Origin of the sequence: Chitinophaga sp. (assembly GCF_036569185.1) — a bacterium.
Taxonomy (GTDB): domain Bacteria; phylum Bacteroidota; class Bacteroidia; order Chitinophagales; family Chitinophagaceae; genus Chitinophaga.
Map to the genome: position 1 here is coordinate 1 of NZ_DATCRD010000227.1, position 10,131 is coordinate 10,131.

Genomic DNA, 10,131 nt, shown 5'->3' on the forward strand with positions numbered 1-10,131 from the left:
TTTACGCTTATTACCCCAGCAATGCCAAAGGCACGGAAACGTATATATGGGCTACCAGTAAAAATAACGCTAAAATGGAGTCCCTCAAACAAAACTCCGTGATCGTACTGGATGCCAACTCAGAAGAAACCAAGCAGCTGATGGATGATACAGATCCGGAAACCTTCATCCTGCTGAATACCCTGAGAAACGCCTACTTCGACCAAAGCCTCCGCCTTTCTACCCTCATTGAGGATGAATTTACACGGGTAGGGCGTATCAGCCGCGGAGCAAGGCAAAGAAATGAAAAAGGTATCTGGGTGCTGTCGGCCACCGCAATGCCCAGCGTACTGGTGGAACTGGGCTTTATCAGTAACCCTGAGGAGGAAGATTATCTCAACTCCAATAACGGGCAACAGGAACTGGCCAATTGTATCTATAAAGCCATTAAGCGTTACCGTGATGAACTCGACAGGTTTACCACTAACCGCAATACCCAACCCTCTACCACCAGGGTATCCTCCGGGAGCAGCAACCATACTACCGCGTACAGCAACAGCGGCAATGGCAGCAGCAGGCAGGCGCCTGTATCCGCCAACAGCTATTGCGTACAACTCATGATCACAGATAAATTCTATAAACCGGGAGCTTCCATTTTCAGGAAGCTCCACGGTGACGTTAACCGCCAACCGGTGGTAATGAATAAAAAAAAACTCAACAAATATATCCTGGGGCGGTTTAAAACCGATGAACAGGCCTCCGGCGCCATGCGCAAAGCCCGCAAACTGGGTTTTAAAGGCGCTTTCGTAACCACCTGCTAATCATACTGCCTCCCGTTTACCCCTGCTTATTATCCCCCTTTCCTCTTTTTTATTACCAACATTTTCGTACGATCACTTCCCGTGCATGCTTTTTGATTATTTTTGCGTGAACGTATACGAATCTCATGCTCAAATTATCTAATGAAACCAAAGTAGGTGTATTAACTGTACTAGGTATAACCTTACTTGTGCTGGGCTTTAATTTATTGAAGGGAAAAAGCCTGTTTTCACATAATAAAACCATTTATGCCGTTTATCACCAGGTAAATGGTTTACAGCCAGCCAACGCGGTACAGGTAAATGGCCTGGTGGTAGGTAACGTTGCTAACCTGGAGGTAATGGACAGAGATGCTTCCCGTATCCTGGTAGCCATCACCATCACCAAAAAAATAGAAATTCCCCGTAATTCCGTGGCCCGTATCAGCAGCGACCTGCTGGGAACCAAAACAGTGCAGCTGGACCTGGGTAACGCCGGCGAATATCTGAAAAGCGGCGACACCATCTACGCTGCCGTGGACGGCTCCATGACAGACGCCCTGAAAGAACAGCTTAACCCGCTGGTAAAAAAACTGGAAGGTACCCTGTCAAATATCGACTCCGTACTGATGTCGGTAAACGCCATTCTCGATACCACCGCAAAAGGCAACCTCCAGGATGCTATCCGCAACCTGAATACCACCATGCGTAACTTTACGCATACCTCCGCATCACTGAACAGTATGCTGGATCCCAACAACGGCAATATCCAGAAAACATTCAATAACCTGGCTGCCGTTACCGGCAACCTGAAAGATAATAATGCTAAAATTACCGGTATACTCGACAACGCACAAAAAGCTACCGGCGCACTGGCTAACGGCAACATTGATAAAACACTGCTGCAACTGCAGCAAACTGTCACCAGCCTTAACCAAACCATCAATAAACTGAATACGACCGATGGTACCGCAGGTATGCTGCTGAACGACAAAAAAGTGTATAACAACCTTCAGTACTCACTGGGGAATCTGAATAAGCTGCTGGAAGACCTGCGGGTGAATCCGAAACGCTATGTACACTTCTCCCTGTTTGGCAAAAAAGACAAAACGAAACCGTTACCTTCAGACACAGCAGCGGTACAATAATAAGAATCAATGCATCGATACATAAAATCAGGGATCTTTCTGGCCGTCATCTGCCTGCTGGCAGCTACGGCCAGCGCCCAGTTTCCGGCACAACCTGCGCCGAAAACCGGGTCTGTAATTGAAATTATTCACGCCGATACACTGATCATGAATGAAAAAGATTCGATCAGTGTTACCCGCTTCATTGGCAGCGCCGTTTTTAAACAGGGCACTACCCTGTTTAATTGCGACAGCGCCGTAAAAAATAATAAAACCAACATTATCGATGCATACGGTCATATACATATCAATCAGGCCGACAGTATCCACATTTACGGTAATTACCTGAATTATGATGCCAACACCCGCATCGCTATCCTCCGGGAAGATGCAAAACTGACGGATGGTAAAGTGACCATCACCGGGCCGGAGCTGCAATACGACATGAACGCCAAAATAGGCTCGTATGTTAAAACCGGTAAACTGGTAAACGGTAAAAGTGTGCTCACCAGCGATGAGGGCTACTACTACACCGATACCAAAGAAATGCACTTCATGCGGAACGTATTACTGGTAGACCCTGAATACACCCTCAGCACAGATGAACTGCTCTATAACACCGACACTAAAATAGCCACCATTGTAGCGCCTACTACTATCAACAATAACGATAAAAGTGTGATGTACGCCACCAGTGGTTATTATGATACGGAAAAAGGATATGGCAACTTTGGTAACCGCCCCACCATTGAAGACAGTACCAGCACTATCACCGCCGATAATATAGAAATGGATAAGCTCACCGGTATGGCCTATGCCACCGGTAATATGGTGTATAAGGATACCGCCCGCAAAATGTCGCTGCTGGCCAACAAAGGCATCGTAAACCAACGCGAAAAAACAGTGCTTGCCACCCAGAAGCCATTACTCATCATGGAAAAAAATAAAGACACCATGTATATGGCCGCCGATACGCTGTTTTCAGGCGTGATCAGGCCAGACGACAGCCTGTCTATTCCTTCCGTGGCCGGGCTCAAACGCTTACCGGAATCTCCCACAAAAAATCTCAGGCCACTCAAAAATATACGGCCGCCGGAGAAATTCACCGCCACTATATCACCGGTCACACGAGGCGACTCCATCGCCCGGCGGCAACAGGATAGTGTAGCCGCCAACGTTATGATGTTCATTGCCGACAGCACCCTCGCACAAACCAGGCAAAAACTGGATGCTGCAGTGAAGAACGTAAAAGTAGCGCCCACACCCGATGTGGTGATGCACGATTCCCTGCCGGGTATTAAACACCATGCAGACAGTATGGCACTTTCTGCACCAAAAGACACCAGCGAGCAACGCTATATTCTTGCTTACCACCATGTAAAAATATTCTCCGACTCCCTGCAGGGTGTGGCAGACAGCGTATACTATACTTCAAAGGATTCGGTCTTCCGCTTCTATGGCACCCCGGTGCTGTGGTCCAATAATACGACCCAGCTCAGCGGCGATACCATCCTTATGTTCACCAAAAACCAGACAGCAGATAAAATGCTGCTCAAAAACAACGGCTTTATCATCAATGAAGCCGGACCGGGCATGTTTAACCAGATCAAAGGTAATGTGATCACCGGCTACGTGCTGGCGGAAACGCTCGACTGGATGCACGTGGAAGGGAACGCAGAAACCATTAATTATATCAAGGACAAGGCCGGGGCCTATATGAGCGTGAATAAAGCCCAGTGCGCTATTATCAATATCTTCTTCAAAAAAGGGGAAGTAGATAAAGTTGTACTGATCAAAGACCCGGAAGGCACCGTGTACCCGTTTACACAACGTCCTAAGGACCAGCTGCTGCTGGAAAACTTTAAATGGGATATTAAACGGCAGCCCAAAACGAAATACGAGCTAATGCAATAATTTTCGCTGTAAGGATACCTGGAAATGGCTGCTTCACCGCAGCCATTTCCAATATCATATCTCCCGGAAATATTTCTTCACCAAACAAAAACGCCGTGATCAAAAACGCTGTAAACATCGTCCGGAAAACACTGATATCCCCTATCCATACTTTTCTGAAAGATAGTCGCGCGGTAGGAATAGTGCTCATTATATGCACCATTGTATCAATGGTACTGGCTAATACCGGTGCACAGGAAGATTATATAGGGTTCTGGAATACGTTATTTGATCCGGCTGGCGGCCATCATTATGAATACCGCTCTTTGCACCTTCCCAACTCCTGGCTGCTGTGGATAAATGATGGTATGATGGTGCTGTTCTTTTTCCTGGTTGGTATGGAAATAAAAAGAGAGCTTACCGTAGGAGAATTATCCTCCCTGCGCAAATCCGTTTTACCCGTACTGGCGGCTATCGGCGGCATGTTATTTCCTGCGCTGATCTTCACCATCTTCAATAAAAGTACCGCTTATGCCCATGGGTGGGGAATCCCGATGGCCACGGATATTGCTTTCTCACTGGGGATCCTGTCGTTGCTGGGCAGAAGGGTACCTGTTAGCCTTAAAATTTTCCTGATGGCCCTGGCTATTATCGACGATCTCGGCGCCATATTAACCATTGCCATCTTTTATACCCCGCACCTCGATGTAAAATATTTACTGATTGGCGGCGTCGTTTTACTTATCCCGTTGCTGCTGAACTTTTTAAAAGTACAGCGGCTGATCCTTTATTACATTCCCGGTGTTGTGCTCTGGTATTGCCTCTTTAATTCAGGCGTACATGCCACGATTGCCGGTGTGTTACTGGCGTTTTGTATTCCCCAGGAACGTATCGCAGGACTGGTGCATAGTTTACATGATCCGGTGAATTTTATTATCATGCCCGTATTTGCGCTGGCCAATACTGCTATCCTTTTACCTGCAGATATTTCCGGCGCCTTGCAAAATAATATCAGCTATGGCATTATTGCCGGACTGGTACTTGGAAAGCCACTTGGTATTTTTGCGCTTTCCTTTGCAGCCGTAAAGCTCAAGCTGGCCGCACTACCTTCAAAATCCGGCTGGCTGCAGCTCCTGGGCGTTGGTCTTATTGCAGGCATTGGCTTTACCATGTCTATTTTTATTTCTTCACTGGCCTACCAGGAAAGGGAATTACAGATTATAGCTATCATGTCCGTAATTGTTGCTTCCGTTGTAGCAGGCGTTGCCGGGTTTATTTTTCTGCGGCTGATCAAACCGGTTGGCACTGTTCTTGCAAAGCAACCCTGAAATTAATTTCGTCGTGTATATACTTTAGAGAATAAGCCAACGTTTCTCACGTATATTTTAAAGTTTCATTCAAACAACAGATCTATGAAAAAAGTCGTGTTACTTTTCAGCCTTATTGCTATCATCGCAATTCAGGCAAACGCGCAGAAGAAAAAAAGTTACCAGAGCAGCGATCCCTCCAATTATGAAACAGCATTGGGTGTTCGCCTGAATCCATGGGTAGTGGGCTTTACCATTAAACATTTTATCCAGGGCCCTCATGCCATTGAAGGATTGGTAACTACCAACCACTCACATAAAACAAACGTTACTTTCACCGGATTGTACGAATACAACTGGAATATTGGTGTGCCTGAACTGAATATGTATGCCGGTGGCGGTGCGCACGTTGGTTTCTACGACCGCCGCGATTATGATTGGGACCGTTATATCGACAAGGGCAAGGGTACTTATGTATCTCCGGGCCTGGATGGCATCATTGGTATCGAATACACTTTCAAGAAAATTCCTTTAAACATCAGTGCTGATCTGAAACCTTACGTACAGTTTGTTGGACCCACCAACTATCTTGGTGAGGAGATCGGCGGTGTGTCTGCCAGATATACTTTTTAATCCCCGGCGACCACTTCATTACAAACGGATCATGAGGCAAGCATGGTCCGTTTTTTTATGTTCCTTATTTTGAAGTATTTTTAATGTTCAACAAACGGACATGAAAATCTTCTCCGCTGCACAGATCAGGGAGGCAGATGCCTTCACCATCGCCCATGAACCTATCAGCAGTACCGGTCTCATGGAACGGGCCGCCGGTGCATGTGCCGCCTGGCTGGAAGATCATTATTCTCCCGCGCATCCTGTTTATATTTTTTGCGGGAAAGGAAATAACGGGGGAGATGGATTAGTAATAGCCCGTTTAATGCCCGGGCATGGTTACGAAGTACATACCTGCATATTGCAGCATAGCAGTAAAGCAAGCCCTGATCATGAACATCAGTTCGAAGCATTGCAACAACACTATCCCGCAACAATTCATACCATCGGCGATGTATCCGACTTCCCGGAACTGCCTCCCAATGCCATTATTATTGACGCCATTTTTGGTACCGGTATAAGCCGGCCGGTAGACGGCTGGGTAGCGGGAATTATTCACCGCATCAATGAACAACGGCATAAACATCCCATTATAGCCATAGACATGCCTTCCGGCCTCATGGCCGATGAAAGCAGCCTGCATAACCCGGTTATACAGGCGCATACTACGTTAAGCTTTGAATTTTATAAACTGGCTTTCCTTTTACCGGAAAATGCGGCCTGCACGGGTGAAGTACATATACTGCCTATAGGACTGCATTCCGGCTATATAACGCAAACGCCGGTACGATATCACCTGGCCGACCGGGAAATCATACGCACTATTTACAGGCCCCGCGAGCCTTTCGCCCACAAGGGCACTTATGGCCATGCCCTGCTGATAGCCGGCAGTTATGGAAAAATGGGGGCGGCAGTATTGAGCGCACGCGCCTGTTTGCGTGCCGGGGTGGGCCTGCTTACCTGCCATGTACCGCAATGTGGCACCCAGATCATGCAGATCAGCGAGCCTGCCGCCATGTGCATCACCGATGAGGATCCACATTACAGCACCCATTTCCACAAAGGGGTGAGCGTTGCCGGTTATAAGGCCATAGGAATTGGCCCCGGCATTGATAAGCAACCAGGAACCGCCAAATCAATGGAATTGCTGATGGATGCCTGGCAACGACCTATGGTAATAGATGCCGATGCCCTTAACCTGCTTTCCGTATATCCGTACCTGTTATATAAGGTACCGAAAGGATCCATGCTGACCCCGCATCCGAAGGAATTTGAGCGGTTATTCGGCAAAACTGCCAACGATATAGCCCGGCTGGAATTATTATCCGCCAAAGCCGTGGAACTGCAACTGTATATTTTACTGAAAGGACGGTACACTGCTATTGCCTGCCCCGACGGTGCGGTGTATTTTAACCATACCGGCAACCCCGGTATGGCCACCGGCGGTAGCGGGGATGTGCTTACCGGTATCCTGACCGGTTTACTGGCCCAGGGATATACCCCGAAAGCCGCCATGCTGCTGGGTGTATGGCTGCACGGCTATGCCGGCGACCTGGCAGCGGCGGAGCTGTCGCAGGAAGCCATGACGGCGTCCGATATTATTACCTTCCTGGGCAAAGCCTTCCGGGAAGGGATCTGAGCATTTTATTTTTTTCGGCCGAAATACTTACTCATGGCCCATGTGTACAATAATTTTATTTGCCACGTACACAATTAATAATTTATGTTTTATATTCATTTGAATATTTTTTTTGGAATCCTATTTTTTTTAATTACTAAACTTTTTTGTCAACCACGTATTTATAAATTTCGCTTACATGAATATAGTTTACCTCGTTCCGTGTTTTGGATTACTGGCTTTACTGTTTACGGCTGTTAAAAGCTCCTGGGTGTCGCGCCAGGATGCAGGTAACGACAAAATGAAAGAGATAGCCCAGCATATTGCTGAAGGCGCTATGGCATTTCTGAAGGCTGAGTATAAAGTCCTTATTTACTTTGTGATTATTGCTGCCCTGTTGCTGGGATACATGGGCGCTACGCACGACAACTCTCACTGGTCTATTGCACTGGCTTTTATCATCGGGGCCGTATTTTCGGCCACTGCAGGCTTTATAGGCATGCGGATAGCCACTAAAGCCAATGTCCGTACTGCGCATGCAGCCCGTACCAGCCTGGCCAAAGCCCTGCAGGTATCATTTACCGGCGGTTCCGTCATGGGAATGGGTGTTGCCGGTTTGGCTGTTCTCGGATTGGGCTCCTTGTTTATTATACTGAAATCATATTTCGGGGCGGCTGCCAATACCGCTGAAATGATCAAGACTATTGAGGTGCTCACCGGTTTTTCATTAGGCGCTGAAAGTATCGCCCTGTTTGCCCGTGTGGGTGGCGGTATTTATACCAAGGCCGCCGATGTAGGCGCCGACCTGGTAGGTAAAGTGGAAGCCGGCATCCCGGAAGACGACCCACGGAACCCTGCCACCATTGCAGACAATGTAGGCGATAACGTGGGCGACGTAGCAGGTATGGGCGCCGACCTGTTTGGCTCCTATGTGGCCACGGTACTGGCCACCATGGTACTGGGCTCTGAAACGGTATCGCAGGATGCATTCGGAGGCATTGCTCCTATCCTGCTGCCAATGATCATTGCAGGCGCTGGTATTATCTTCTCTATTATAGGTACCTTCTTTGTCCGCATCAGTGAAAGTGCGGGTTTGAATACCGGCGTAGTACAAAAAGCGCTGAATATGGGCAACTGGGGCTCTATCATATTAACTGCCATCGTTTCCTACTTCCTGGTAAACTGGATCCTGCCGGAAAGCACCATGACCTTACGTGGTCATGAATTTACCCGGGGACAGGTATTTGGCGCCATCATGGTAGGACTGGCCGTAGGTACGCTGATCAGTATCATTACTGAATATTATACAGCAATGGGTAAGCGCCCGGTAAAATCAATTATCCGTCAATCTGCCACCGGCGCCGCTACCAATATCATTGGGGGCTTGTCTGTAGGTATGGAATCTACGACCCTGCCCATCCTGGTGCTGGCAGCAGGTATTGCCGGTTCCTTCTCCCTGGCGGGGTTATATGGCGTAGCCATTGCGGCAGCCGGTATGATGGCCACCACGGCCATGCAGCTGGCTATCGATGCTTTTGGTCCCATTGCGGATAATGCCGGTGGTATTGCTGAAATGAGTGAACTGCCTAAAGAAGTAAGGGAAAAAACAGATATCCTCGATGCTGTGGGTAACACCACCGCCGCTACCGGTAAGGGTTTTGCCATTGCTTCCGCTGCATTAACCGCACTGGCGCTGTTTGCTGCCTTTGTAGGCGTAGCGGGTATCCAGGGTATCGACATCTATAAGGCCGATGTACTGGCAGGTTTATTTGTGGGTGGTATGATCCCCTTCATTTTCTCTTCCCTTGCTATTGCTGCGGTAGGCCGTGCTGCCATGTCGATGGTGGAAGAAGTACGCCGCCAGTTCCGCCAGATCCCCGGCATTATGGAGGGTACCGGCAAACCGGAATACGATAAATGTGTGGCCATTTCCACCCAGGCATCTATCCGTGAAATGATGCTGCCTGGCGCCATCGCACTGGTTTCCCCTTTACTGGTGGGCTTTCTGGCCGGACCTGAAGTGTTGGGCGGTTTCCTGGCCGGTGCAACTGTTAGCGGCGTGCTGATGGGAATTTTCCAGAACAACGCCGGTGGCGCCTGGGACAACGCCAAGAAGTCGTTCGAGAAAGGCGTTGAAATCAATGGCGAAACCTACTACAAGAAATCCGAGCCCCATAAAGCATCCGTAACCGGCGATACCGTTGGGGATCCCTTTAAAGACACTTCAGGCCCGAGCATGAACATCCTCATTAAACTAATGTCTATCGTGTCCCTGGTGATTGCGCCTACGCTGGCTGAAATGTTCCATACCAAACAGCCGCCGGTACCTCCTACTGCCAAAACAGCCATTGTGCAGCCGGCTGCTAAAACATTAAGTGCTAAGGCAACGGCTTACCTGGGGGAAAAGAAATAACGCGGATGTTGTCTGACCCAGGATTACGCTGATTTTACTGATTATACTTTTGAGATTTTACCGGATTTTATGAAATAGCAGGGGAGATATAAGCAAGTGATGCTTATGTCTCCCCTGAGTTTTTAAATCAAATGCGGATTTTGTCTGACGCGGGTTTTGTCTGACTCAGGATTATGATGATTTTGCTGATTTCTTTTGGAGATTTTTATTTAACAGATCAGGAATTATAAATGCTTAGACCTTCGCTAAATCGCCTTCAGCAGTCTGGTTTATCTGCTTACATCTCCCCGCCTCCTTTATTAATCCCAAAAACATCATCAGTAAAATCAGCGTAATCCTGAGTCAGACAACATACGCATCGCCGAAGGCGACTATCCTTAGCCGC

At 48.0% G+C, this 10,131-nt stretch carries 7 protein-coding genes; all 7 read left to right on the forward strand.

The window, feature by feature from the left end; genetic code table 11:
- On the forward strand, positions 1-800 hold an 800-nt coding region (locus tag VIM72_RS16960; protein ID WP_332004018.1), incomplete at its 5' end, for an N-acetylmuramoyl-L-alanine amidase family protein.
- Positions 801-925: 125 nt separating this feature from the next.
- Entirely contained in the window at positions 926-1,924 is a 999-nt protein-coding gene (locus VIM72_RS16965; RefSeq protein WP_332004019.1) for an MlaD family protein, read from the forward strand.
- 9 nt (positions 1,925-1,933) lie between these two features.
- Positions 1,934-3,817, forward strand: coding sequence for an OstA-like protein (locus VIM72_RS16970; RefSeq protein ID WP_332004020.1), 1,884 nt, complete (start codon positions 1,934-1,936; stop codon positions 3,815-3,817).
- Positions 3,818-3,912: 95 nt separating this feature from the next.
- Positions 3,913-5,124: a Na+/H+ antiporter NhaA gene (gene nhaA / locus VIM72_RS16975; RefSeq protein WP_332004021.1), complete on the forward strand. Its 1,212-nt coding sequence runs from the start codon at positions 3,913-3,915 to the stop codon at positions 5,122-5,124.
- A gap of 84 nt (positions 5,125-5,208) precedes the next feature.
- Entirely contained in the window at positions 5,209-5,736 is a 528-nt protein-coding gene (locus VIM72_RS16980) for a hypothetical protein (RefSeq protein ID WP_332004022.1), read from the forward strand.
- A 100-nt stretch (positions 5,737-5,836) separates the two neighbouring features.
- Positions 5,837-7,354, forward strand: a complete 1,518-nt coding sequence (locus VIM72_RS16985; RefSeq protein ID WP_332004023.1) for an NAD(P)H-hydrate dehydratase — start codon at positions 5,837-5,839, stop codon at positions 7,352-7,354.
- 178 nt (positions 7,355-7,532) lie between these two features.
- Complete coding sequence (locus VIM72_RS16990) at positions 7,533-9,746, forward strand: sodium-translocating pyrophosphatase (RefSeq protein WP_332004024.1); 2,214 nt, start codon at positions 7,533-7,535, stop codon at positions 9,744-9,746.
- The last annotated feature ends 385 nt before the right edge of the window (positions 9,747-10,131 follow it).

What these genes read in the sequence shown, in the direction of transcription:
- VIM72_RS16965 (WP_332004019.1), top strand. Translation starts at nt 926, where the DNA reads ATGCTCAAATTATCTAATGAAACCAAAGTAGGTGTATTAACTGTACTA.
- VIM72_RS16970 (WP_332004020.1), top strand. Translation starts at nt 1,934, where the DNA reads ATGCATCGATACATAAAATCAGGGATCTTTCTGGCCGTCATCTGCCTG.
- VIM72_RS16980 (WP_332004022.1), top strand. Translation starts at nt 5,209, where the DNA reads ATGAAAAAAGTCGTGTTACTTTTCAGCCTTATTGCTATCATCGCAATT.
- VIM72_RS16985 (WP_332004023.1), top strand. Translation starts at nt 5,837, where the DNA reads ATGAAAATCTTCTCCGCTGCACAGATCAGGGAGGCAGATGCCTTCACC.
- VIM72_RS16990 (WP_332004024.1), top strand. Translation starts at nt 7,533, where the DNA reads ATGAATATAGTTTACCTCGTTCCGTGTTTTGGATTACTGGCTTTACTG.